Below are 21,514 nucleotides of genomic sequence, written 5' to 3'. Positions count from 1 at the left end.
CCGCCGATGCGAACCCGCATGGACAAGACACGAGAGTCGTACCCGATGAACCACACTCCGAACGACCCAGGCGACAACCCGTATCGACCGAAGACGAGCAACGTCCGCGACCTGGGCCACGATGCACAACTGCTGCGTGATCTGGCCATCATCAATGCGGAAACGGTCGCTCGGCTGGGCCCGCTTCCGCCCGGCGGCCTGCCCGTGCAGCCCAAACGCAAACCGAATCTGCCGCACGCCGCACCACCGATCACCCCCATGGCGACTCGCCAGCAAGAGGACGACCCGATGAAACTGCACCAGATGGTCGCGGCGGCGTTGCTGCCCCTGGCGTTGGCGACCGGCTGCTCCCAACCCGATTCCGCACATCCCGCCAAGAACCCGCACCCGGTCAAGCGCTACGAAGTGATTGCCACATCCGATGCGCCGGGGCCATGGGATTCGATCAGGGGCTCTATCGGGTATGACTTGGAGAAAGCTGATGACGGTATAGTGAAATGCATGCCTGTGGCTCCATTCTTTGGCGTGCAGAGCCTTACGAGCATTGACATCGACATTGAATTGACCCGAGTGGATGCCCACACGTGGCGAGGTTATTTCTACCGGGATGCCTTGCAAGATGCGGACTACTCCGGGCTGGGCGTGTGCCACTGGGATGTCACGAGCGTTGGTGTCATCACGACCGCTCAGGGAGTGAGCTTTGGCTGGTCCATCGGACTTGAGCCTCATCAGCACGAGGGTTCGGAAACAACCTACTTCAAGAAGAGCGTGTATGGAGACCGTTCTTTCGCGCAATACGGGGCTCCAGACCTCACCGCAGAAGATCCTGAAGTAATTCAACACCCTGATGCTTATTTCCGGGCCTCCGTCGCTGTCAAGGAAATTACGCCGTGACATCGTCTCTCCAAGAGCGTGCTGATGCAGCCAATGATTCCTATGTCAATCGTTCCCAGAGCGATCTTCGGATCCCCAAGAAAGTGCAGCTGGACGGGAAGTGGTACCAAGTCTTTGGCTACGCGAACGCCCCGGTCACCGGTTTCCACGGCACTGCATATAAAAGCATGGCGGTACCGCATGAAGTCATCATCGCCTACCGCGGCACTGACCCCGGCCTGTTTTCCGGCAGAACCTTTGCGGAAAAAAAGGATCACGCGCCCACCACCCTTCAGGACATCGCCGTCGATGCCACGATGGTGCGCGATACCGTCAATCCGCAGAAGGCGGCGGCGGATCGGTTCACGGCCGAGATGATCGCCAAGGCCGCGCAGCAGGGCATCTCCAAGGATCGGATCGCCGCCGCCGGCCACTCCCTTGGCGGCACGCTGGCCGAGATCGAGGCCGCGAAGTACGGCCTGACCGGTTCCACCTTCAACGCCTACGGCGCCGTGGGCCTGGCCGACGGCCCGCCGCAGCCGGGCTGCCGCCTCACCAATTACCGCATGGCCGGCGACGTGGTAAGCGCAGCCAACCCGCACATCGGCACGGTGGTGCCGCTGGCCAGCCAGGAGGACGTGCAGAGCCTGCGCGATGGCCGTTATCTGGATGCGCCCGTCGGCGAGCCGCCGCCCAATGCCTTGATCGCGATGCGGCTGGGCGACCACGGTGTCGGCCATTTCCACAACGGCCCGGACAACGTGCTGGCGCCCCATCGCTTCCAGGAGGCGGCGCAGCGCTACGCGGACAACAAGGCCGCCTTCGACCGTTTCAGCGGCGACGTCTCCCGCGAGCATGGGGAATTGTCCCTGGCGTTGCGCCGGATGCAGGCGCCCGAGAGCCATGTCCACCTGCCGCCGGACATCCAGCGGCAGGTGGACGAGTACCTCGCCCTGCACGCCGACCAGCCTCTACGCCACGCCATCGAACAGAGCAGCCTCGTGCGGGGTGCGGAACAGGGTTTGCACTTCGGTGCCGAGGTTGCGCACGAGGGTGGCCAGTTCGTGCAAGCCCAGGACGAGCGCGTGGCGAAGGCGGCCCGCGAAGCAGGGATGTACGCCATTCCCTTGAGCCCTGCGATGCCGCTGGCGGGTTTCGGCGTGGGCGAAGCGGCCCATCTGCATGGGGAGGCGGTCGACGCCGCCGCCCGTTTCGTTGGCGACCAGCTGCAATCGGCCAGGGGCGCCGTCGAACAGGACGCGCACATGGTCGCCGATGCAGCGGTGAGGAGGATCCACGATCCGGACGTCCAGGCCGGAGCGGTCAATCTCGTCAACCGCGCCATCGACGACTATCACCGGCGCATCCAGGCTGGCGGACAACCCATCGAGCAGGCTCACGGGATCGGCAGGCTTGCTGGCGCCCCGGCCGGATCGGACTATGCGCGCGCTGACCCGCGCCACCCGGAGAACCCGGATCACGCGCTGTACAAGGAACTCCAACGGCGCATTCCCGAGGCTTCCGAGAACCGGCTGCTGCAGTTTACGGCAGCCTGCCATGTCCACAAGATCACCGGCGAGAACCTGCGGGAGGTTCACTTCATCGAGAAGAACCACTCCGTCGTCTTCGCTTCCGGTGGGTTGATGCCGAACATCACCGCCGTGGAGGTGGGTCAGCCTTCACCGCAACCTGCGCAGTCCATCCAGCAGATCCAGAATTTCGACGCGGGGCAGGCCCTGCTCAACCAGCAGGTTCAGCAGCAACTCCGGCAGATCGATATGCAAGCGCAGCAGGGGCCGGTGATGGGCGGGCGGTGAGGTCGGGAATCCGTGGCTACGCGCCAAGGCGCCGCATCAATCGAAATAGCCCTCGTCCGCCCCACACTGAAATCCGGATACCCCTTTATTCCAGCGCCGAATCGATGTGGATCTCGCCGCTCAGCAGCTTGTGGATGGGGCAGGCATTGGCGATCTGCAGCAGGCGTTCGCGCTGCTCCTCGCTCAGTTCGCCGCGCAGTGCGATGCGGCGGGCGATGCGGTTGCTGCCGGGCGGCGGCGTGCCATCGGGGTTCAGATCCAGCGTCACCTCCACGCCTTCCAGCGGCCAACCCTTGCGCTCGGCGTACATCTTCAGCGTGATCGCGGTGCAGGCGCCGAGGCTTGAGAGCAGCAGGCGGTGCGGGTCGGGGCCGGTGTCGCCGCCATGCAGCGCGGGCGGCTCGTCGGCTGGCCAGCTGTGGCCGCGGTCGTCGGCGAGGCGCACGGCATAGGGCGCGGCGGCGAGGGTGGCGGTAACGGCGGGAGGCGTGTTCATCGGCATGCTCCGGTGGCGGTGACGGGTGGTGTACCACGGTTGCCCGCATGCCGGCATGACTTGCATCCGCGCGCACGGTCGCGGATCGTGTACGGCCCCGGTTCCGGCCACGCATTCCCATGGACATCGTTTTCATCGAAGACCTGCGCATCGACGCCGTGATCGGCATCTACGACTGGGAGCGCCGCGTGCGGCAGACGCTGGCGTTCGACATCGAGATGGCGTTCGACAACACCGTGCCCGCCGCCAGCGACGACATCGCGCACACGCTGAACTACAAGGACGTGTCCAAGCGGCTGATCGACTACGTGGGCGCGTCCAGCTTCGGCCTGGTGGAGACGCTGGCCGAGCATTGCGCCGCGATCATCCGCGAGGAGTTCGGCGTGGCCTGGGTGCGGCTGAAGCTCTCCAAGCCCGGCGCGGTGCGCGGCGCGAAGGCGGTGGGCGTGCGCATCGAGCGCGGCACGCGGCCGCAATAGCGTGGCGCCGGTTCGCCGCCGATCCGCTTCCGCCGGGACGGCCTGCGGCAGAGCCTCGGGGAACGCCCGCGCATTCCGCCTGCCGCGATGCCCGCGGCCCACCGTGGAGAATCCGACGACATGAATTCCATGCACGACCTGCTGCAACGTCCCTGGATGCACACCTTGATCGGCGCGCTGGTGCTGCTTGCCGCGGCCAGCCTGATAGGTGTGGTCGCCCGCTTCGTGTTGTCGCGCGTCGTGCGCGGGGCTAGCCGCTACGCCGACTGGAAGTGGGGCGATGCGCTGTTCGCGCACGGCGCGTTCAAGTGGCTGGCCTGGATGGTGCCGGCGGTGGTGGTGCAGTTCGGCATTGCCTGGGTGCCCGGCGTCTCGCCGGACAACGGTCAGCTGATCGGCAAGCTGGCGATGGCGCTGTTCGTGTTTTTCCTGGCGATGGCGCTCAGCGCGGCGCTGTCGGCCGCGGAGGATCTGTACCGCCGCACGCCGCAGGGCAGCCAGCGTTCGCTCAAGGGGCTGGTGCAGCTGGTCAAGCTGGCGCTGTTCATCGTGGCGGCGCTGGTCATCATCGCCGCGGTCACCGGCAAGCAGGTGGGGCTGCTGCTGTCGGGGTTGGGCGCGATGTCGGCGGTGCTGCTGCTGATCTTCAAGGACACCATCCTCGGCTTCGTGGCCGGCGTGCAGCTGGCTTCCAACGACATGCTGCGGGTGGGCGACTGGATCACCGTGCCCGGCGCGGGCGCCGACGGCAGCGTCATGGACATCACGCTGTACACGGTGAAGGTGCGCAACTTCGACAACACCATCGTCACCGTGCCGACCTGGAAGCTGATCGCCGAGAGCTACCAGAACTGGCGCGGCATGCTCGAATCGGGCGGGCGGCGCATCAAGCGGGCGCTGTACCTGGATGCGTCCAGCGTGCGCTTCCTCGACGCGGACGACCTGGCGCGGTGTGCACAGCTGCCCCTGCTGCGCGATTGCCTGGAAGGCTGGCGCGATGCCGTCGCGGGCGGCAGCGACGCTGCGTCCGCCGGGAACCGCCAGCCGACCAACCTCGGCGCCTTCCGCGCCTACGTGCTTGCCTACCTGAAGGCGAATCCGGGCATCCATCCGCAGATGACCTGCATGGTGCGCCAGCTCGCCAACGGCCCGCAGGGCATCCCGCTGGAGCTGTACTGCTTCACCCGCACTACCGCGTGGGAGGCGTACGAGGGCATCCAGTCCGACATCTTCGACCACCTGTTCGCGCAGCTGCCCATGTTCGGCCTGCGGCTCTACCAGCTGCCGTCCGGCTACGACACGCGGGTTGCGCTGGCGTCGCCGGGCGGCGGGCCGGCGGAGTCGCCGCCTTCCGCGCCGGTGGGGCAGTGATGGCCCGCGTCTACCTGAGCCTGGGTTCCAACCTGGAGCCGCGCCGCTACCTCAACGCGGCGCTGGACGAACTGCGCGTGCGCTTCGGCGCGCTCGACGTGTCGCCGGCCTACCGCAGCAAGTCGGTGGGCTTCGACGGCGCGGATTTCGTCAACCTCGCGGTGGGCCTGGACACCGACCTCGAGCCCCAGGCGCTCAACGACTGGCTGCACGCGCTGGAGGATCGCCACGGCCGCCGCCGCGACGTGCCGCGCTACTCCGACCGCACGCTGGACGTGGACATCGTGCTGTACGGCGAGCGCGTGATCGACGGCCCCGGCCACCTGCAGATACCGCGCAAGGAGCTCCGGCACGCCTTCGTGCTGAAGCCGCTGGCCGACATCGCGCCGCAGGTGCGCCATCCCGTCTCCGGGCAGACGATGGCGGCGCTGTGGGCCGCGTTCCCGCAGGAGCACGAGCCGCTGTCGGTCGAGCTGCTCTGACACCCTGCACTGTCGCCGTCGCGCGGGCAGTGCTAGAAAAGCGGCTCCAATCGCATGGAGGGTGGGGACATGGCCGGAAAGTTCGCCCGCAGCTGGGCGTTGATGAAAGCGAGCGCGGGGGTGTTGCGCGCGGACAAGTCGCTGCTGGTGTTCCCGCTGCTGGCGGGCGCGTGCAGCATGGTGGTGGCGGCGAGTTTCCTGGTTCCGGTGGTGCTGGCCATGATCGGTCATCACGCCGATGTCGATGTCGGCGAGCGCCGCTTCCCGCCGCTCTATTACGCGGTGCTGTTCGCGTTCTACCTCGTGCAGTATTTCGTGATCGTGTTCTTCAACACTGCATTGGTCGGCGTGGCGCTGGCGCGCCTGCGCGGCGAGCCGGCCGGCCTGGCCGAGGGTTTCGCGCTGGCGCGTTCGCGCCTGGGCAGCATCTTCGGCTACGCGCTGATCGCCGCCACCGTGGGGCTGCTGCTGCGCATGCTGCAGGAGCGCCTGGGCCTGATCGGTCGTTTCGTGGTGGGCCTGCTCGGCCTGGCGTGGACGGTGGCCACCTTCCTGGTGGTGCCGGTGCTGGCCAGCGAGGGCATCGGCCCGATGGATGCGGTGAAGCGCAGCGTCGAACTGCTCAAGCGCACCTGGGGCGAGAACCTGATCGGCAATGCGGGACTGGGCGTGGTGTCCGGCCTGGTGATGCTCCTCGTGGTGCTGCTCGCCGGCGTGCTGATGGTCGGCGCGGCGGCCACCCAGTCGGTCGTCGCCATGGTGCTGGTGGGCGTGTTGGCGGTGCTCGCCTTCATCCTGCTCGGGCTGGTGCAATCCACCTTGCAAGGCATCTATTCCGCTGCGTTGTACCGCTATGCCGAGGCGGGCGAGGTGAGCGGCGGTTTCGACCAGGCACTGCTGGAATCGGCGTTCCGCACCAAGCGCTGATTCACACCGCGAGCGTGCGCCCGCCGTCGACGCGGACGATCTGTCCGGTCACGTAGGGCGCATCGCGCAGCAGCCACAGCACGGCGCCGGCCACGTCCTCGGGCGAGCCGGCGCGCTGCAGTGGCGTGCGGGCCAGCATCGCCTGCTGGTCGTCGTAGGGCTTGCCGTCGCTGGGCCACAGCACGGCGCCGGGCGCCACGCCGTTGACGCGCACGTCGGGGGCGAGATCCAGCGCCAGCGCGCGCGTCATCGCCGCCAGCGCGGCCTTGGCCATGCAGTAGACGGGATGATCCGCCAGCGCGCGCTCGGCGTAGATGTCCACCAGGTTGATGATGGCGCCGCGTGCGGTACGCAGCGCGGGCGTAGCGGCCTGCGCGAGGAAGAACGGCGCCTGCGCGTTCGAGGCGAACAGCTCGTTCCATTGCGCCACGGTGGCGGTGCCGACCGGCGTGGGGAAGAACGCCGAGGCGTTGTTGACCAGCGCGTCGAGCCGGCCGAAGCGCGCGAGCGCAGCGTCGACCAGTGCGGCTGGCGCGTGCGGGTCGGCCAGTTCGGCCTGCAGCACGAGGGTGCTTTCCGCGCGCGCGCCTTCAAGCTCGGCGGCAAGCGCTTCGGTTTCCGCCACCGAACGGCGGCAATGCAGGGCGAGGTCGTAGCCGGCCGCGTGCAGGCTGCGCGCGATCACCGCGCCCACGCGCTTGCCAGCGCCGGTGACCAGGGCGGCGGGGCGTTGATGGCGAGGCGGCATGCGATGGTTCCTGCGCGATACGGATGGCGAGAGCTTGCCGGATAGCGACCTGTGCGTCACTCATGCATCGCCGGACGGCGGGTGTTTGCGCGCGACGGCCTTGCGCGCGGCGCCGGCAAGCTTGCGCACGCGCGAGGCGGTGCGTGGTGCCGGCGCGGCGTCGGGTGCTTCATCGCCTTCGTGCTCGATGCCATGGCTGAACAGCTCGATGGTGGTGGCGGCCACCTGTCCGGTGTCGTAGTAGGCGTAGGCGCCCACGCCCAGCGCGCCGACCACTGGCAGCCAGCGCGACAGGCCCTCGCCCACCGCGCGCCGGCTGAGCTTCACGCCGAGCTGCTTGGCGACGCGTTCCACCACGGCGAACGACATGCGCCGGAACAGCAGGCGGTCGCCCATGCGCACCACCAGGTCGCGGAAGGCCTGCGCCGCGGTGTGGCGGAACAGGCAGTACAGCATCTGCTCGCGCCCGAGTTCGGTGTGGCGGCCGTAGGCGGCGGCGATGTCGCTGACCATCTGCGCCTGGATCCGCCAGATCGCCATCAGCTCCGGCAGCACGGTGAGCCAGCCCAGCGGCCCCGGCGGCAGCGCCAGGGTGCCGGAGGTGAGCGCGGCGCGCTGGGCGGCGCGGCTGGCGATCTGGCGCGCCCTGGCTTGCGGGTCGTCCGCGCCGTCCACCTTGCTGGCGGGGATGCGGCTGATGAAGTCGAGGATGGCCTGGGTGACGCGGTTGGCCTCCTCCTGCCCGCCGATCACGGCGGGAACCTGGCGACTGTCGCTTGACTTGCTCATGGCGCGCTCCTGGATGCCGGCAAGGCACGTGGAGAAGCCAGTCTAGGGCGGCGGCATGAAGCCCGGATCAATGGGCGCATGGCACCGGACAAGCATGACTTGTGGCCCAGGTCGGGTTGGACCCGGTGATAGTAATGTTATAACATTACAGTCACTGGCGCGGTCATACCGCCAGTCCATCGCCCCGGAACCGGAATCCCGAACCATGAAGCTTTCCCCGCTTGCCCTGAGCCTTGCCGCCGCGCTGTGCGTGTTCTCCACCCACGTGCGCGCCGCCGATACCACGCCCGCCGCCGCGGGCAGCGATACGCCCACCGACGGCGGCCAGCCGCGCGGCACGCGCAACAAGCCCGCGCCGAAGGTGAAGGATCTCAGCGGCATCAGCGTCTCGGCCGCGCTGGATCAGGCGCGCAACGCACTCTCGCCCGATACCGGCTCCAGCCAGTACGTGATCGACGCCAAGGACATCCAGGCGCTGCCGCTGGGCGCCTCCACCCCGCTGAACCAGGTGGCGCTGCAGGCGCCCGGTGTGGTGCAGGATTCCTACGGGCAACTGCATGTGCGCGGCGATCACGCCAACCTGCAGTACCGCATCAATGGCGTGATCATCCCCGAGTCGATCTCCGGCTTCGGCCAGACGCTGGACGCGCGCGCGATCCAGAGCATGAGCCTGCTCGACGGCGCGCTGCCCGCCGAATACGGCCTGCGCACCGCTGCCGTGGTGGACATCACCACCAGGAGCGGCGCCGACCTCGGCAACGGCGGCAGCATCGGCGTCACCGGCGGCTCGTTCGGCACCTTCAACCCGAACGTCTCGCTGTGGGGCAACAGCGGCAACTGGAGCGCCTACTTCACCGCCAACTACATGCAGAACGACGTCGGCATCGAGAACCCCACCGCCAGCCGCAAGCCGATCCACGACCACACCAACCAGATCAAGGGCTTCGGCGACATCACCTACCTGATCGACAACGACACGCGGCTGAGCTTCATGTTCGGCTTCGCCAACAACCGCTTCCAGATCCCGGACAACCCGGGCAAGGCGCCGCAGTTCGGCTACCTCGATGTCACCGACTTCGACTCCGCCAAGTTGAACGAGCAGCAGGACGAGCAGACCCGCTTCGGCGTGTTGTCGCTGCAGGGCAAGCTGGGCGGCACCGACTACCAGGTGTCGCTGGGCCAGCGCTACAGCGGCCTGCAGTACCTGCCCGACGACATCGGCGACCTGATGTTCAACGGCGTGGCCGGCGCCATCGACCAGGCGGATCGCGCCAGCACGCTGCAGGCGGATTTCTCTACGCCGCTCAGCGACACTCACACCTTGCGCTACGGCGTGTACGGCAGCTTCGACCGCGCCGTCACCAACACCGACACGCTGGTGTTCCCGGTCGACGCCGACGGCAACCAGGCCAGCACCACGCCGTTCGGCATCTTCACCAGCGACCAGATCGTCGCCAAGACGTGGTCGGCCTACGTGCAGGACGAGTGGAGCATCGGCCAGGACTGGACGGTGAACTACGGCTTGCGCGGCGACGTGTACAAAGCCTTCGGCACCACGCAGAGTCAGCTCAGTCCCCGTGTAGGGGTGGTCTGGCAGGCGGGCGGAAACACCACCGTGCACGCCGGCTATTCGCGCTACTTCACGCCGCCGGCCACCGAGCTGATCAGTACCGCGAACATCGCGGCCTTCGCCGGCACCACCAACACGGTGAAGGACTACGGCGACGACACGCCGCTGGCAGAGCGTTCGGACTACTTCGACCTGGGCATCTCGCAGAATCTCGGCAGCGCCTGGACGCTGGGCCTGGACACCTACTACCGCGAAGTGCACAACCTGCAGGACGAAGGCCAGTTCGGTGCCGCGCTGGTCTACTCGACCTTCAACTACAAGTACGGCCGCGTGGCCGGCACGGAGTTCACCGCCAACTACGACAACGGCCCGTGGACGGGCTATTTCAACTTTGCCTGGAGCAAGGCGATGGGCAAGGACGTGGTCACCAGCCAGTACAACTTCAGCCCCGATGACCTGGCGTACATCGCCGGCAACTACATCTACCTCGACCATGACCAGAAATACACCTCCTCCGGCGGCCTCAACTATGCGCTGGGCGACAACACCAAGGTGGGCGCGGACTACCTGTTCGGCACCGGCCTGCGCCGCGACGGCGCGGTGCCGAACGGCGCGCGCATGCCGGCCTACTTCCAGCTCAACCTCAATGTCTCGCACGACTTCAACTTCGATGCCATCGGCAAGCTGCACGCCCGGCTCGCGCTGATCAACGCGCTGGATCGCACCTACGAGCTGCGCGATGGCACCGGCGTGGGTGTGGGCGCGCCGCAGTTCGGCCCGCGCCGCGGCGTGTACCTCAGCCTGCAGAAGGATTTCTGACCCCGGCCTTGCTCCCTCTCCCCTTTGGTGAGGCCGTGCTGTTCCTCCCTCTCCCCTCTGGGGAGAGGGCCGGGGTGAGGGGCCAACCTAGCGAAAGCCCGATTCAATCCCAACCGTTCGCGTTGAGCGTAGCGAAGCGGAGTCGAAACGCCCGCCGAGCCCTTCGACTCCGCTTCGCTACGCTCAGGGCGAACGGATGATGTGTTCGCTGCGTTCAGGACGAACGGAAGGCATCGGCGAACGGCGTGTGGCGGCAGACGGCCCTTGCCGACGCATCGGCTATCCTTGCCGCTTTGCCGAACCGGTCGCCCGCATGTCCTCCCGCCTTCCCGAACCCGGCGCCGACGAGCGCGCGCATTCCGACCGCCTGCTGCAGCACCTGCGCGAGCACATCGCCGCGCACGGCCCGATGCCGTTCTCGCAGTTCATGGAGCGCTGCCTGTACGCACCGGGGCTGGGCTACTACAGCGCGGGCAAGACCAAGTTCGGCGAGGCGGGCGATTTCGTCACCGCGCCGGAGCTGGGCGAACTGTTCGCGCGCTGCGTGGCGAACGTGGTGGCGCCGGTGCTGGACACCCTGGGCGACGGCGCGAGTTTCCTCGAGCTGGGCGGCGGCAGCGGCGCGTTCGCGGAAGCGGCGCTGAAGGCCCTCGCCGAAGCCGGCAGCCTGCCGCACCGCTACCTGATCCTCGAACCCAGCGCCGACCTGCGCGAGCGCCAGCGCGAACGCCTCGCCGCCGCGCTGCCGGCCGAGGTCAACGCGCGCGTGCGCTGGCTGGATGGCCCGCCCAACCACGGCTGGCGCGGCGTGCTGTTCGCCAACGAGGTGATCGACGCGCTGCCCACCACGCGCATCGCGATGAAGGGCGGCGAGGTGTACGAGGAACACGTGGCGCTGGATGGCGAAGGCCGGCTGATGCGCGTGGAGCGCCCCGCCGACGCGCTGGTGGCCGGCGCGGTGCGCCACGTCGAGCGCGACCTCGGCGAGGAATTCGCCGACGGCTACCGCAGCGAGATCCTGCCGCAGCTGCCGTACTGGCTGCAGGCGGTGGCCGGTTCGCTGGAAGCCGGCATGCTGCTGTTCATCGACTACGGCTACGTGCGCCGCGAGTTCTACCAGCCGGAACGCCGCGACGGCACGCTGATGGCGCACTACCGCCACCACGCGCACGCCGATCCGCTGTGGCTGCCCGGCCTCAACGACCTCACCGCCTCGGTGGACTTCACCGCGCTGGCCGAGGCCGGCAACAGCGCGGGTTTCGGCGTGGCCGCCTACCTGCCGCAGGCGCAGTTCCTGATCGCCAGCGGCTTGCAGGAAGTTTTCGAGAACGCCAGCGCGCAGGCCGCCGACGAGGCGGAGCGCTACCGGCTGGCGCAGGAGGTGAAGCGGCTCACCTTGCCCGACCGGATGGGCGAGCGCTTCCAGGCAATGCTGTTCGCGCGCGGCATGGACATGCTGCCGCTGCCGGCGGAGTTGCTGGAAGCGGATCAGGGCGGGCGGCTTTAGGAACGAGCTGTAGCGCGCGATAGCCCGCGGGCTTCATCCCGTCACATCCAGGCAACAGGGTCGCCGAGCGGGGATAGATCCCGGCCTACGGATTGCGTGGTTCTTGCTTTCGGCGTGTCAGCCTGCGCGCTCGCGGAACTGCACCACGTTCCCTTCCGGGTCGTGGCCGTCGCAGACGCGCGTGTCCTGGAACACCCATTCGCGCGAGGTGGAGTTGAGCTGGCCGCCGTGCGATGCCGCCGCCGCGCGCGCCGCTGCGAGGCTGGCGACCGGGAAAACCAGCTTGATGGCCGTGTTTTCTCGGCGTTGCGGCGGCTCCGCGATGTGGATGGATGCCGCGCGTTTGCCTGGTATCGCGACGACCACGAGCTGGAAGGCGTCCGACTCAAGCACGAGGTGATCCTGTTCCTCGTGCGCGAGCCGAAGGCCGGCGACGTTCGCGTAGAAATGGCCGACCTTGGCGATGTCCTTGGCGTACAGGACGGCGGCGGCTGGAGGCCGGCTGGGCATGGCGACGTTCCTTGTGGCGCTGTGTGCTATTGCGCGGCTGGCGTTGCCGCCGCCCCGCGCCCAAGCGCCATGCCCTTCAGCACGTTGAGCGCCTGCGACAGCGCGTAGTCGCTGGTGGCGAGCTTGGTGGCGGCGGCGCTGCCGTCGTTGTCGATGTCGGCGCTGGCCTTGGCGTTCTGGTTGGCGAGGTGGTGGGGCAGGTCGGCCTCGGAGTCGACCAGCGCAGGCGCGGCGTCGGCCTTGCGCACGTCGAGCTCGGCCAGCGCGATGTCGGGCTTGATGCCCTCGGCCTGGATCGAGGTGCCGTTGGGCGTGTAGTAGCGCGCGGTGGTGATCTTCACCGCGTGGTCGGCGTCCAGCGGCAGCACGGTTTGCACCACGCCCTTGCCGAAGGTGCGCTGGCCCATCAGCAGGGCGCGGTGGTTGTCCTTCAGCGCGCCGGAGACGATCTCGGCGGCGGAGGCGGTGCCGTGGTTCACCAGCACCACCAGCGGCGCGCCGTTCAGCAGGTCGCCGGGATGTGCGCTGAAGCTCATGTTGGAGTCGGCCAGTCGCCCGCGCGTGGTGACGATGGTGCCGGCATCGAGGAAGTCGTCGCTGACGCCCACCGCGGCGGTGAGCAGGCCGCCGGGGTTGTTGCGCAGGTCGAGCACGGCGCCCTTGGGCGCGCCGTCCTTGGCGATCAGCGCGCCTAGCTTGCGCTCGAGGTCGGGCGCGGTGTCGCTCTGGAACTGGGTGATGCGGATGTAGTCGTAGCCGGGTTCGAGCTGGCGCACCTTGACGCTGGTGATCGCGATGTTCTCGCGCACCAGGTGCATGTCCACCGGCTTGTCGCTGTCCTTGTGCACGATGGTCAGCGTGATCTTGCTGCCGGGCTTGCCGCGCAGTTTCTTGAACATCTCGTCCACGTTCTGCGGGTCGACCAGCACGCCGTCGATCTTCACGATGCTGTCGCCGGGCTTGATGCCGGCGCGCGAGGCGGGCGTGTCGTCGATGGGCGTGACGATCAGCAGGCCGCCGTCCTGCTCCAGCACCTCGATGCCGAGGCCGCTGTACTGGCCGGTGGTGTCCTCGTCGAGCTGGGCCAGGCCGTCCTTGTCGAGGTATTCGCTGTGCGGGTCGAGGCCGGCGAGCATGCCGGTGATCGCGTCCTTCATCAGTTCCTTGTTGCCCACCGGCTCCACGTAGGCCTGGCGCACGATGTCGTAGACGCGGCTGAAGCGGCGGATGTCGTCGAGGCTGGGCTGGGCGTCGGCGCCCTTGGCGGCAGCGTCGGCGCGCACGTGGGTGGCGGGCAGGTCGGTGGGCGGCTCGGGCGCGCTGGCGGCGGGCGCCGGCGCGGTCTGCGCATGCGCGAACGGCGCCGCCAGCAGCAGGGCGCACAGGCTGTAGGTGGGAAACCGCATGGAACGCTCCGGGGGAAAGGGGGATGAAGCCATCGCGCGAACGGCGGCCTGGACGCTGCCAGCCTGCGACGACGGCGCCTTGCCGTCAACGTTCCCGCGCAGCGCGATCAGTGTGACTTCAGCCAGCCGCGTGGATCGACCGGCTGGCCGTTCTGCCGCAGCTCGAAATACACGCCGGTGTTGACGCCGGTGGGCGCGCTGGCGGTGCCCACGGCTTCGCCGGCCTTCACCGCATCGCCCACGCCGTGCAGCAGGACTTCGTTGTTGCCGTACATGCTCATCCAGCCGTTGCCGTGGTTGAGGATCAGCAGCATGCCGTAGCCGCGCAGGAAGCCGGCGTAGACCACGCGGCCGTTCGCCACCGCATGCACCTCGCTGCCGCCGGCGGCGCGGATCAGCACGCCATTGCCGTAGCTGTGCACCTCGCCGGAGGCCGGCCAGGGCAGGTTGCCGCGGATGTCGGCGCCGGCGCCGCCCACCGCCAGCGGCGGCGCCTTGCCGCCGTGCCTGCGCGCGGCGGCGCGAGCGGCGGCTTCGCGCATGGCCTGGTCGATCTGCTTCTGCAGGCGGTCGAGCAGGGTGTTCAGCGATTGCTCGTCCTGCTTCAGTGCGGCCAGTCGTTGCGCCTGATCCTGATAGGTAGCGTCGGCCGCGGCGGCCAGCTTCTGTTGTGCGGCGCGCTGCTGCGCCAGTTGCCTGCTCTGCTGCTCGCGCTGTGCGCGCTGGGCCTGCAGCGCCTGCTGCTCGGCGGTGATCTGCTGCTCCAGCGTCTGCAGTTGGGCGAGGCCGGCCATCAGCTGCTGCACCTTCTGCAGGCGATCCTGCTGGAAGTATTTCGAATAGACCAGCGCGCGTGCGATGCGATCCATGTCGTCGTTGTCCAGCAGCAGGCGCAGATCCGAGCCGTGGCCCAGCGCGTAGCTGGCGCGCAGCAGGTCGGCGATGGCGGCGCGCTGGGTGGCCAGCTTCTGCTTGAGGTCGGCGCGCTGCTGCTGCAACTGCTCGAGTTGCTGCTGCTTGGCGGCGATGTTGGCGTCGGTTTGGCGCAGCGCACGAGCGGCGGCGGCCAGCGCGGCGGCCTGCTTCGCCAGTTCCGCGTTGAGCTGGTCGCGGCGCGCGGCGGTGGCGGCCTGCTGCTTGCCCAGCGCCTGCACCTCCTGATGCACGTTGCTGAGCTTCTGCTTCGCCGCGGCCTGTTCGGCCTGGCTCTTGTCCTGCCATGCCCGCGCGGGAGAGGCGGCGAGCGCGGCGCCCAGCGCTGCGACGGCGAGGAGGGGGAGGCGGACGACGCGGGCGGGAATGGGCATGGCCCGATTATCGCCGAGTAGCCTGGGCGGCAGAAGCCGCTCCGCCGCGCGGATGCGGAATCGCGCACAATGCCCGCGACTCCCCGCGGTGCGAGGCGCATGCTCAATCGGCTCTGGTTCGGCTTCTTCCTCGCCGCGGCGGTGGCCGCGCTGTCGCACTGGCTGGTCGGTGGCGATGCAAGCGTGTTCGCGGCCATCGTGGCCTCGCTGTTCGACATGGCCGACCTCTCGGTGAAGGTGCTGTTGCTGCTGTTCGGCACGCTGGCATTGTGGCTGGGTTTCCTGCGCATCGCGGAGCAGGCGGGGCTGGTGGACGGGCTGGCGTGGCTGCTCGGCCCGCTGTTCGCGCGGCTGATGCCGGAGGTGCCGCGCGGCCATCCTGCCATCGGCCTGGTCACGCTGAATTTCGCCGCCAACGCGCTGGGGCTGGACAACGCGGCCACGCCGATCGGCCTGCGCGCGATGCGCGAGCTGCAGACGCTGAACCCGTCCGCCGACACCGCGAGCAACGCGCAGATCCTGTTCCTGGTGCTCAACGCGTCCTCGCTCACCCTGCTGCCGGTGACGGTGTTCGTGTACCGCGCGCAGGCCGGCGCGCACGATCCCACGCTGGTGTTCCTGCCCACCCTGCTGGCGCATTTCTGCGCCAACCTCACCGGCTTGCTGTCGGTGGCCTGGATGCAGCGCCTGAAGCTGCGCGATCCGGTGGTGCTGGCCTGGCTGCTCGGCGGCGGCGCGCTGCTGGGCGGCTTCGTGGCGCTGCTCACCTCGCTCACCGCGGCGGCGCTGGCCTCGCTGTCGGGGCTGCTCGGCAACCTGATGCTGTTCGGCGTGATCCTGCTGTTCCTGTGTGCGGGCGCATACAAGCGCGTGCCGCTGTTCGAGAGCTTCATCGACGGCGCGAAGCAGGGCTTCGACGTGGCGAAGGATCTGCTGCCCTATCTCGTGGCGATGCTGTGCGCGGTGGGCGTGCTGCGCGCCTCGGGCGCGCTGGACTTCGCGCTGGACGGCATCCGCTGGGCGGCGACCCACGCGCACCTGGACACGCGCTTCGTGGACGCGCTGCCCACCGCGTTGGTCAAGCCGTTCTCCGGCAGCGCCGCGCGTGCCATGCTGATCGAAACCATCCACCACTACGGCGTGGACAGCTTCCCCGCGCTGCTGGCCGCCACCATCCAGGGCAGCACCGAAACCACCTTCTACGTGGTGGCGGTGTACTACGGCGCGGTGGGCATCCGCCGCGTGCGCCACACCATCGGCTGCGCGCTGCTGGCCGACCTGGCCGGCGTGCTGGCCTCGATAGCCGTGTGCTATTGGTTCTTCGGTTGAAACGAAACGAGAGGATGAACGCGATGCGCATGGGCCTGGCCGCCAACCAACTGCACCACAGCCACGACGACGCGGCGTTGTTCCGCTGGCTGAACGCCTGCGAGCACGGCATCCGCGAACTCGGCATCGAGCTGCACGCGGTGGGCCGCACCCACGACGCCATCATGCGCGCCGGCATGCTGGCGAACTACACCACCCTGCGCCGCTATCCCTACGGCCGCGCCGGCGGCCTGATGAAGCTGGTGGCCGAGGTGGTGGGCATGGATGGCGCGGAACGCACGCTGGACGGCGCGATCTACCTGATCGATCCGGTCGATCCGTCCTCGGTGTTTCCGGAGGCGGTGGCGCTCAAGCGCCAGTGCGTGATCCACGCCAAGCCCTTCCTTTCCACCGTGGCCTCGGCGCGCGACTGGATCGAACTGGAGCGCATGCACGCCGGGCTGGCGCCCGACCGCGGCGCCGACGACCTGTACGCGCTGGAATCGCAGACGCTGGCGCTGATCGCCCACGACGCGATGAAGCCCGCGATGCTGGCCTACGCAGCCGAGCACTTCGACACGCTGTCGCGCTTCGCCCGCCGCGTGGCCACCGGCACCACTGGCCAGCGCCTCAACGAACTGGCCTGGAGCCGCGGCTGGCCGCAGGGCCAGCCGTGGGCCGACCGCTACCAGAGCGGCCCGATGGGCGGCGACGCGCAGATCGCCGACCTGGTGCTGGAGCGCCGCTGCCACCGCGCGATCTTCTTCGAGGATCCGCATGTGGCGCGCCAGCACGAGGCCGATATCCAGCTGCTGGAGCGCGCGGTGACCACGGTCACCGACGTGGCGGTGTGCATCACCACGCCAAGGGTGGCGGCACGCTGGGCAGAAGCGACGGCGTTGCGGGTGCGCCAGCGCATGGATGGCTGATTGCGCACCGGCATGAACGCGGATTGGAGTCTGTTGCGTCGAAGATCCCGACGCTGATGCACAGCTGTCCGGAATAATCTGGGGATGGTGTCGAAGGATGAAGGCCCGCGCCGCTTGCACGAAGCATTGCGAGAAGGCGACTTCACTTCCGATAATGACCACCTATCCAGACTGTCATCCCGGCGAAGGCCGGGATCCAGTAGCGACCATGTTCGCTCAGGCCGCACGGCCACTGGATGACTCGCTTCGCTCGCCCCTTCGGGGCCGCCCTGCGGGCGTTCTGCGCGCTTCGCGCTTGTCCGGCCTGCGCCGGAATGACGAGAAAGATCGCGGCCACGAATGTTCAAAATTATTCCGGACAGTAGTGGACGCTGATGGGGAGCCTCAGGACAGTTATCCGCTGAGGCGGCGACGCTGGCGGCCGGACGCCGTCCGCGACCGATCTCGCCGGCGCAGCAAGGCGCATTGCACCGGTTTGCCCGGACGGCTTGCCCGCTGCGCCGCATGCGCCTGTGGTACCCCGCATTTTCACGCCGCCCCTACGCCGCGCGGGTGATCGTACGCCTTGCTGGATAGCAAACGGCCGTCCGGGCCAGCGTCACACCGGGCAGGGAAGGGGTGTACGGGGGTGCAATGCTCCTGCTACGCGCATACCAAACTCAGAACGGAGATCGACCATGCTTTTTGGAAAAGGCAGGATCGTGGGCGCCATGGCAGCGCTCGCGATGACGACGAGCGCCGCGTACGCGGGAACCTTTCCGGATTATGGCTACCAGCCGCCGGATACCTACAAGGGCCCCATCTTTCAGCTCAGCCAGAACTATCCGACCACCCTGCCGACGGATACGCCGGCATTCTTCAAGCTGCTGCCACCCAAGCTTGGCAACGACTTCGAGCAATGGCGGCCGTACGTGGATGCGGTGAAGAAGTATTGCCTTGAAGGCAATGTGGAAAGCGACTGGTACGTGCAGAACAACAGCGTGCGCAAGTGGTATCACGCGCCTTGGCAGCATTACGGCCCGCTGGGCCGCGAGGGCATCCACGGCCTGACCAAGGAAGCGCAGATCCAGTCGCAGCAATTGGCGCCCACGCAGACCACCACCGGCCAGACCTTCGCGGTGGGCATCTACAACGACATCGGCGGCTATACCATCGGCCAGGTCTGGAAGGATCCGCAGAATCCCGATCCGTCGGTGGTCAGCAAGCCCAACAGCTTCCACAACGGCACGGTGGTGTGCAAAGCCTTGTTCGCGGACGTGGATCTGAAGCAGGTGCCGTTCCTGGCCAATCCCGTGCTGTGGCAGGCCTACGTCACCGACAGCTTCAATTCGGCCAACCGCGAAATCAAGAATGTGGCCCTGATCCAGATGGACTTCGCGGTGCGCGATACGCGCATACCGGGCACCGGCTGGATCTTCGGCACTTTCCAGTACAACGGCGCCGTGACCGGCAAGCCCGGTTGGGACAACCTCGTGCCGGTCGGCGTGATGTGGGGCAACGACCCGGAGAACATCGGCAACGACTACACCAACCCCAAGCCCACGGTGACCAAGATCAATCCGGCCATCAAGGAGACGGCGATCAACGCCAAGTCGGAGCTGCCGCCCACGCACCTCGGCTGGAACGGACGTCTGGACGGCCCGGTGGATAATCCGGTCAGCGCGTGCATGAGCTGCCACATGACGGCCGAAAGCCCGCAATTGTCGCCGATGAATCCCACCTTCCAGGCCAACCCGCCGCCGGTCGGCTCCAAGGCATGGATGCGCTGGTTCCAGAACGAGATGGCCGGCGTGCCGTTCGATGCGGCAGCGATAAGCACCGACTACAGCCTGCAGCTCGCCGGCGGCATCCAGAACTTCTACGACTGGAAATGCACCCAGGACGGCGTGTTCGTGCAGGGGCCCAACGCCTGCCAGCAGGCCAGGAACTTCCGCTTGAAGCTGATGAAGTCGGCTGCGCCGCCGGCCAAGGTCTTCAAGGTGGAACGCGATCCCGCGCTCAATAACATCCACTGAACGATGTTGGGACGCCGGGCTGGGTACGCACCCAGTCCGGCTTTTTTTGTCCGACTCCAATCGGACGCGGCGCTGTCATGCGTGGTGCGCCCATGCGACACTGCCGTCCCGCCGGATCACAGGGGAATGTGGCATGCAGGTACTCACGCTGGAACATTTTGCCGGCCGCCTCAATCAGGCCTTCACGGTGGATCTCGGCCACGGCAAGTCGCCGTTCGTGCTGGTCGAGGCGAGGCCGCTGCCGGCGGCAGCCGTGCAGGGCTTGGTCAGGGCACCGTTCTCGCTGCTGTTCCACCATGCATCGGCGGTGTTGTTCCCGCAACGCATCTACCAGATGGAAAGCCCCGGCATGGGCGATTTCGGCATTTTCCTGGTGCCCGTGGCGCGCAACCAGGACGGCTTCATCTATCAGGCAATATTCAACTGAGCGTTACCGGCTGAAGTGCGCCATCGCATGAGCCGGTGGAAACCTTCCTGGGATTCGTCGCGAAAGCCCAGTCTTCGATACAGCTCATGCGCCCGGAGATTGCGCAGCTCGACGTGCAGCATGACGCTGCAGGCTCCTTGTTGCTCCGCTGCGGCGAGCAACTGCGCAAGGAGTGCGCTGCCGATGCCCTTGCCGCGATGGGCAGGCAGCAGTCCTATGTCGATCACCAGCCAGTCTTCCTTCTCGCGCGAGACGTAGAGACGGCCGACCGGTTCGCTCTGGCATTCCAGTATCAGGAACTCGGCGTCGGCGAAGTGCTGCACGAAATGCCGGTGCTGCAGGTCAAACTGGCTGTCGAGAAACGCGGCCTTCGCGCTCTCCGGCCACGGGACAGACGCCAACTCTTCGGCACGCGACCACGCATAAAGCCCGCGCAGGAACACCTCGTCGCTTTCGGTCGCCCAGCGCAAGGCATAATCCGCGTGCCGGAGCGGCTCCGGCAGTTCGGTCGCAAAGGCTTGCCTGGGTGGGAACGCGGGAAGTGTCTGCACGTGGAATGCATCAAGCCCTGACGCAACAGGCCGGCCCGGAACGGGCTTGCGGGGCCGGCCTGTTGCGCATCGGGGGCATCAGGAAAACGCCGGGTACGCGCCATCCAGGGCGATGCAGAAGTTCACCGCGAGAAAGGGCTGGCGGTTTTCGTGCGGCTGGCTGCCCCCGTAGGTAGCCAGGGCGGCGGGCAGCAGCGCGGTATTCGGCTGCTGGTTGTTGTTGTAGACCGCGAAGGCGCTGGAGCCGGTCAATGCCGCATTGGCGGCGGGTTGCGGCGAGCGCGTATAGGCGCCGGCAAATGCCTGTGCCGAATGGTTGTGCATGGGCATCTCGCTGGAAATCAGCGTATGCGCCGCTTCGCCGAACGACTCGCCGATCGTGCGCTGCGACAGCCCGAGGCCGGTACCCTGGCTGCAGGGCGCGCGCGTGGCCAGGTTGGGCAGCTGGAACGTACTCGTGCCGTTGCCGCCGTAGGTGGTGCCGAGCAGGGAGTAAAGCGTCGAATACTGCGAGATGTTCAAAGTCGCGCCGTTGCATAGTGCCCAGCCGTACGGCGCATAGTTGAAGCCGAAGATCTGTACTTCGCCGATAAAAGGTGTGGTCATGCCATTCTCCGAATGAGGTTGCGCAGTGGTCAGCTCTGCGAGGGGAAAATCCCTTCCCAGGCGATGCAGAAGGACAGCGTCAGCGTAGGCATGATGTTGTTGTGCGGAAGACTTCCACCCGATTGCCCGATCATGGTCGCGGCCATGACTTCGGCCGTGGGGGTTCCTGTGATGTTCTGCAGGTAGAGATGGTCGCTGGGCAAGCTGCCGGGTTGCACCGTCGCGCCTGGCGAAACGGCGCTCGCTGCGTTGGTGGTGGCCATGAAATTGTGGTTGTGCGCCGGCATCTGGCTGCTCAGCAGGGTGACGTTTTCGCTGCCCCCCACCTGGCCGAGCACGCGCGGGGTAAGCCCCTGGCCGGTGCCCTGGTGCAAGGGCACCTGGCCGCGCAGATCCGGCAATCCGAAGGTGTTGATGCCGTCGCCGCCGTAGGTGGTGCCGAGCAGGGTGTAGAGCACCTGGTAATTGGCGATGGACTGCAGGCTGCCGTCGCAGGCCATCCAGCCGGTAGGTATGCGTGGAAATCCGAACAGGCGTATCTCGCCGACGTAGGGTGTCGTCATGTAGGTTCTCCTCC

At 67.6% G+C, this 21,514-nt stretch carries 21 protein-coding genes; 12 read left to right on the top strand and 9 right to left on the bottom strand.

Annotated elements, in window-relative coordinates; all coding sequences use genetic code 11:
• The first annotated feature begins 18 nt into the window (after nt 1–18).
• Nucleotides 19–894 carry a hypothetical protein gene (locus ACZ5Z2_RS16105; protein ID WP_464759574.1) on the top strand — a complete coding sequence of 292 codons (876 nt, stop codon included), beginning with the start codon at nt 19–21 and terminating at the stop codon, nt 892–894.
• Nucleotides 891–2,690 (top strand): hypothetical protein, encoded by a 1,800-nt coding sequence (locus tag ACZ5Z2_RS16100; RefSeq protein WP_464759573.1) that lies wholly within the window; start codon nt 891–893, stop codon nt 2,688–2,690. The genes ACZ5Z2_RS16105 and ACZ5Z2_RS16100 overlap by 4 nt, the downstream gene beginning before the upstream one ends.
• 85 nt (nt 2,691–2,775) lie before the next feature.
• Here the strand turns inward: ACZ5Z2_RS16100 and ACZ5Z2_RS16095 are convergent, their stop codons facing one another.
• A complete protein-coding gene (locus ACZ5Z2_RS16095; RefSeq protein WP_464759571.1) occupies nt 2,776–3,186 on the bottom strand; it encodes an OsmC family protein in 411 nt (136 codons plus the stop codon).
• A gap of 119 nt (nt 3,187–3,305) precedes the next feature.
• Here ACZ5Z2_RS16095 and folB point away from each other — a divergent pair, with 119 nt between their 5' ends.
• The 4 genes from folB (at nt 3,306) to ACZ5Z2_RS16075 (ending at nt 6,445) form a co-directional block, all read left to right on the top strand.
• Entirely contained in the window at nt 3,306–3,665 is a 360-nt protein-coding gene (gene folB / locus ACZ5Z2_RS16090) for a dihydroneopterin aldolase (RefSeq protein WP_464759570.1), read from the top strand.
• Nucleotides 3,666–3,785: 120 nt separating this feature from the next.
• A complete protein-coding gene (locus ACZ5Z2_RS16085; protein WP_464759569.1) occupies nt 3,786–5,036 on the top strand; it encodes a mechanosensitive ion channel family protein in 1,251 nt (416 codons plus the stop codon).
• Nucleotides 5,036–5,518, top strand: coding sequence for a 2-amino-4-hydroxy-6-hydroxymethyldihydropteridine diphosphokinase (gene folK, locus ACZ5Z2_RS16080; RefSeq protein WP_464759568.1), 483 nt, complete (start codon nt 5,036–5,038; stop codon nt 5,516–5,518). Before ACZ5Z2_RS16085 ends, folK begins: the two co-directional genes overlap by 1 nt.
• A 69-nt stretch (nt 5,519–5,587) precedes the next feature.
• Nucleotides 5,588–6,445 (top strand): DUF6159 family protein, encoded by an 858-nt coding sequence (locus ACZ5Z2_RS16075; RefSeq protein ID WP_464759567.1) that lies wholly within the window; start codon nt 5,588–5,590, stop codon nt 6,443–6,445.
• Nucleotide 6,446: 1 nt separating this feature from the next.
• Here ACZ5Z2_RS16075 and ACZ5Z2_RS16070 read toward each other — a convergent pair whose 3' ends face one another.
• Together ACZ5Z2_RS16070 and ACZ5Z2_RS16065 are read right to left on the bottom strand one after the other, a co-directional pair.
• A complete protein-coding gene (locus ACZ5Z2_RS16070) occupies nt 6,447–7,193 on the bottom strand; it encodes a pteridine reductase (RefSeq protein WP_464759566.1) in 747 nt (248 codons plus the stop codon).
• A 60-nt stretch (nt 7,194–7,253) separates the two neighbouring features.
• Nucleotides 7,254–7,982, bottom strand: a complete 729-nt coding sequence (locus ACZ5Z2_RS16065; RefSeq protein ID WP_464759564.1) for a hypothetical protein — start codon at nt 7,980–7,982, stop codon at nt 7,254–7,256.
• Between the two features lie 205 nt (nt 7,983–8,187).
• Here ACZ5Z2_RS16065 and ACZ5Z2_RS16060 point away from each other — a divergent pair, with 205 nt between their 5' ends.
• Together ACZ5Z2_RS16060 and ACZ5Z2_RS16055 are read left to right on the top strand one after the other, a co-directional pair.
• On the top strand, nt 8,188–10,371 hold the full coding sequence (locus ACZ5Z2_RS16060) for a TonB-dependent receptor (protein WP_464759563.1): 2,184 nt from the start codon (nt 8,188–8,190) through the stop codon (nt 10,369–10,371).
• A 313-nt stretch (nt 10,372–10,684) separates the two neighbouring features.
• Nucleotides 10,685–11,878: a class I SAM-dependent methyltransferase gene (locus ACZ5Z2_RS16055; protein WP_464759562.1), complete on the top strand. Its 1,194-nt coding sequence runs from the start codon at nt 10,685–10,687 to the stop codon at nt 11,876–11,878.
• A 117-nt stretch (nt 11,879–11,995) separates the two neighbouring features.
• On the opposite strand, the gene ACZ5Z2_RS16050 is transcribed toward ACZ5Z2_RS16055, so the two are convergent.
• From ACZ5Z2_RS16050 to ACZ5Z2_RS16040, 3 genes are all read right to left on the bottom strand, one after another.
• Nucleotides 11,996–12,388 carry a VOC family protein gene (locus ACZ5Z2_RS16050; protein ID WP_464759560.1) on the bottom strand — a complete coding sequence of 131 codons (393 nt, stop codon included), beginning with the start codon at nt 12,386–12,388 and terminating at the stop codon, nt 11,996–11,998.
• A 26-nt stretch (nt 12,389–12,414) separates the two neighbouring features.
• A complete protein-coding gene (locus ACZ5Z2_RS16045) occupies nt 12,415–13,794 on the bottom strand; it encodes a S41 family peptidase (RefSeq protein ID WP_464759559.1) in 1,380 nt (459 codons plus the stop codon).
• A gap of 107 nt (nt 13,795–13,901) precedes the next feature.
• Nucleotides 13,902–15,101, bottom strand: a complete 1,200-nt coding sequence (locus ACZ5Z2_RS16040; RefSeq protein ID WP_464759558.1) for a murein hydrolase activator EnvC family protein — start codon at nt 15,099–15,101, stop codon at nt 13,902–13,904.
• Nucleotides 15,102–15,200: 99 nt separating this feature from the next.
• On the opposite strand from ACZ5Z2_RS16040, the gene ACZ5Z2_RS16035 reads away from it, so the two are divergent.
• From ACZ5Z2_RS16035 to ACZ5Z2_RS16020, 4 genes are all read left to right on the top strand, one after another.
• Entirely contained in the window at nt 15,201–16,430 is a 1,230-nt protein-coding gene (locus ACZ5Z2_RS16035) for a nucleoside recognition domain-containing protein (RefSeq protein ID WP_464759557.1), read from the top strand.
• A gap of 23 nt (nt 16,431–16,453) precedes the next feature.
• Nucleotides 16,454–17,338 carry a methylglyoxal synthase gene (locus ACZ5Z2_RS16030; RefSeq protein ID WP_464761729.1) on the top strand — a complete coding sequence of 295 codons (885 nt, stop codon included), beginning with the start codon at nt 16,454–16,456 and terminating at the stop codon, nt 17,336–17,338.
• A gap of 710 nt (nt 17,339–18,048) precedes the next feature.
• Nucleotides 18,049–19,353 carry a hypothetical protein gene (locus ACZ5Z2_RS16025; protein ID WP_464759556.1) on the top strand — a complete coding sequence of 435 codons (1,305 nt, stop codon included), beginning with the start codon at nt 18,049–18,051 and terminating at the stop codon, nt 19,351–19,353.
• Nucleotides 19,354–19,486: 133 nt separating this feature from the next.
• Nucleotides 19,487–19,780, top strand: a complete 294-nt coding sequence (locus ACZ5Z2_RS16020; protein WP_464759555.1) for a DUF6916 family protein — start codon at nt 19,487–19,489, stop codon at nt 19,778–19,780.
• Here ACZ5Z2_RS16020 and ACZ5Z2_RS16015 read toward each other — a convergent pair.
• From ACZ5Z2_RS16015 to ACZ5Z2_RS16005, 3 genes are all read right to left on the bottom strand, one after another.
• Nucleotides 19,762–20,331 (bottom strand): GNAT family N-acetyltransferase, encoded by a 570-nt coding sequence (locus tag ACZ5Z2_RS16015; RefSeq protein WP_464759554.1) that lies wholly within the window; start codon nt 20,329–20,331, stop codon nt 19,762–19,764. The two genes, ACZ5Z2_RS16020 and ACZ5Z2_RS16015, sit on opposite strands and share 19 nt — an antisense overlap.
• Nucleotides 20,332–20,409: 78 nt before the next feature.
• A complete protein-coding gene (locus ACZ5Z2_RS16010) occupies nt 20,410–20,937 on the bottom strand; it encodes a phage tail protein (protein WP_464759553.1) in 528 nt (175 codons plus the stop codon).
• Between the two features lie 29 nt (nt 20,938–20,966).
• Nucleotides 20,967–21,500 carry a phage tail protein gene (locus ACZ5Z2_RS16005; RefSeq protein ID WP_464759552.1) on the bottom strand — a complete coding sequence of 178 codons (534 nt, stop codon included), beginning with the start codon at nt 21,498–21,500 and terminating at the stop codon, nt 20,967–20,969.
• Between the last annotated feature and the right edge of the window lie 14 nt (nt 21,501–21,514).

Source organism: Rhodanobacter sp. G1, assembly GCF_055397855.1.
Note: the sequence above shows the minus strand (reverse complement) of the source record. Positions and strands in the feature narration are given on the sequence as shown.

What these genes read in the sequence shown, in the direction of transcription:
- folB (WP_464759570.1), top strand. Translation starts at nt 3,306, where the DNA reads ATGGACATCGTTTTCATCGAAGACCTGCGCATCGACGCCGTGATCGGC.
- ACZ5Z2_RS16005 (WP_464759552.1), bottom strand. Translation starts at nt 21,500, where the DNA reads ATGACGACACCCTACGTCGGCGAGATACGCCTGTTCGGATTTCCACGC.
- ACZ5Z2_RS16060 (WP_464759563.1), top strand. Translation starts at nt 8,188, where the DNA reads ATGAAGCTTTCCCCGCTTGCCCTGAGCCTTGCCGCCGCGCTGTGCGTG.
- ACZ5Z2_RS16010 (WP_464759553.1), bottom strand. Translation starts at nt 20,937, where the DNA reads ATGACCACACCTTTTATCGGCGAAGTACAGATCTTCGGCTTCAACTAT.
- ACZ5Z2_RS16045 (WP_464759559.1), bottom strand. Translation starts at nt 13,794, where the DNA reads ATGCGGTTTCCCACCTACAGCCTGTGCGCCCTGCTGCTGGCGGCGCCG.
- ACZ5Z2_RS16105 (WP_464759574.1), top strand. Translation starts at nt 19, where the DNA reads ATGGACAAGACACGAGAGTCGTACCCGATGAACCACACTCCGAACGAC.
- ACZ5Z2_RS16075 (WP_464759567.1), top strand. Translation starts at nt 5,588, where the DNA reads ATGGCCGGAAAGTTCGCCCGCAGCTGGGCGTTGATGAAAGCGAGCGCG.
- ACZ5Z2_RS16050 (WP_464759560.1), bottom strand. Translation starts at nt 12,388, where the DNA reads ATGCCCAGCCGGCCTCCAGCCGCCGCCGTCCTGTACGCCAAGGACATC.
- ACZ5Z2_RS16040 (WP_464759558.1), bottom strand. Translation starts at nt 15,101, where the DNA reads ATGCCCATTCCCGCCCGCGTCGTCCGCCTCCCCCTCCTCGCCGTCGCA.
- folK (WP_464759568.1), top strand. Translation starts at nt 5,036, where the DNA reads ATGGCCCGCGTCTACCTGAGCCTGGGTTCCAACCTGGAGCCGCGCCGC.
- ACZ5Z2_RS16095 (WP_464759571.1), bottom strand. Translation starts at nt 3,186, where the DNA reads ATGAACACGCCTCCCGCCGTTACCGCCACCCTCGCCGCCGCGCCCTAT.
- ACZ5Z2_RS16065 (WP_464759564.1), bottom strand. Translation starts at nt 7,982, where the DNA reads ATGAGCAAGTCAAGCGACAGTCGCCAGGTTCCCGCCGTGATCGGCGGG.
- ACZ5Z2_RS16020 (WP_464759555.1), top strand. Translation starts at nt 19,487, where the DNA reads ATGCAGGTACTCACGCTGGAACATTTTGCCGGCCGCCTCAATCAGGCC.
- ACZ5Z2_RS16030 (WP_464761729.1), top strand. Translation starts at nt 16,454, where the DNA reads ATGCGCATGGGCCTGGCCGCCAACCAACTGCACCACAGCCACGACGAC.
- ACZ5Z2_RS16085 (WP_464759569.1), top strand. Translation starts at nt 3,786, where the DNA reads ATGAATTCCATGCACGACCTGCTGCAACGTCCCTGGATGCACACCTTG.
- ACZ5Z2_RS16035 (WP_464759557.1), top strand. Translation starts at nt 15,201, where the DNA reads ATGCTCAATCGGCTCTGGTTCGGCTTCTTCCTCGCCGCGGCGGTGGCC.
- ACZ5Z2_RS16025 (WP_464759556.1), top strand. Translation starts at nt 18,049, where the DNA reads ATGGCAGCGCTCGCGATGACGACGAGCGCCGCGTACGCGGGAACCTTT.
- ACZ5Z2_RS16070 (WP_464759566.1), bottom strand. Translation starts at nt 7,193, where the DNA reads ATGCCGCCTCGCCATCAACGCCCCGCCGCCCTGGTCACCGGCGCTGGC.
- ACZ5Z2_RS16055 (WP_464759562.1), top strand. Translation starts at nt 10,685, where the DNA reads ATGTCCTCCCGCCTTCCCGAACCCGGCGCCGACGAGCGCGCGCATTCC.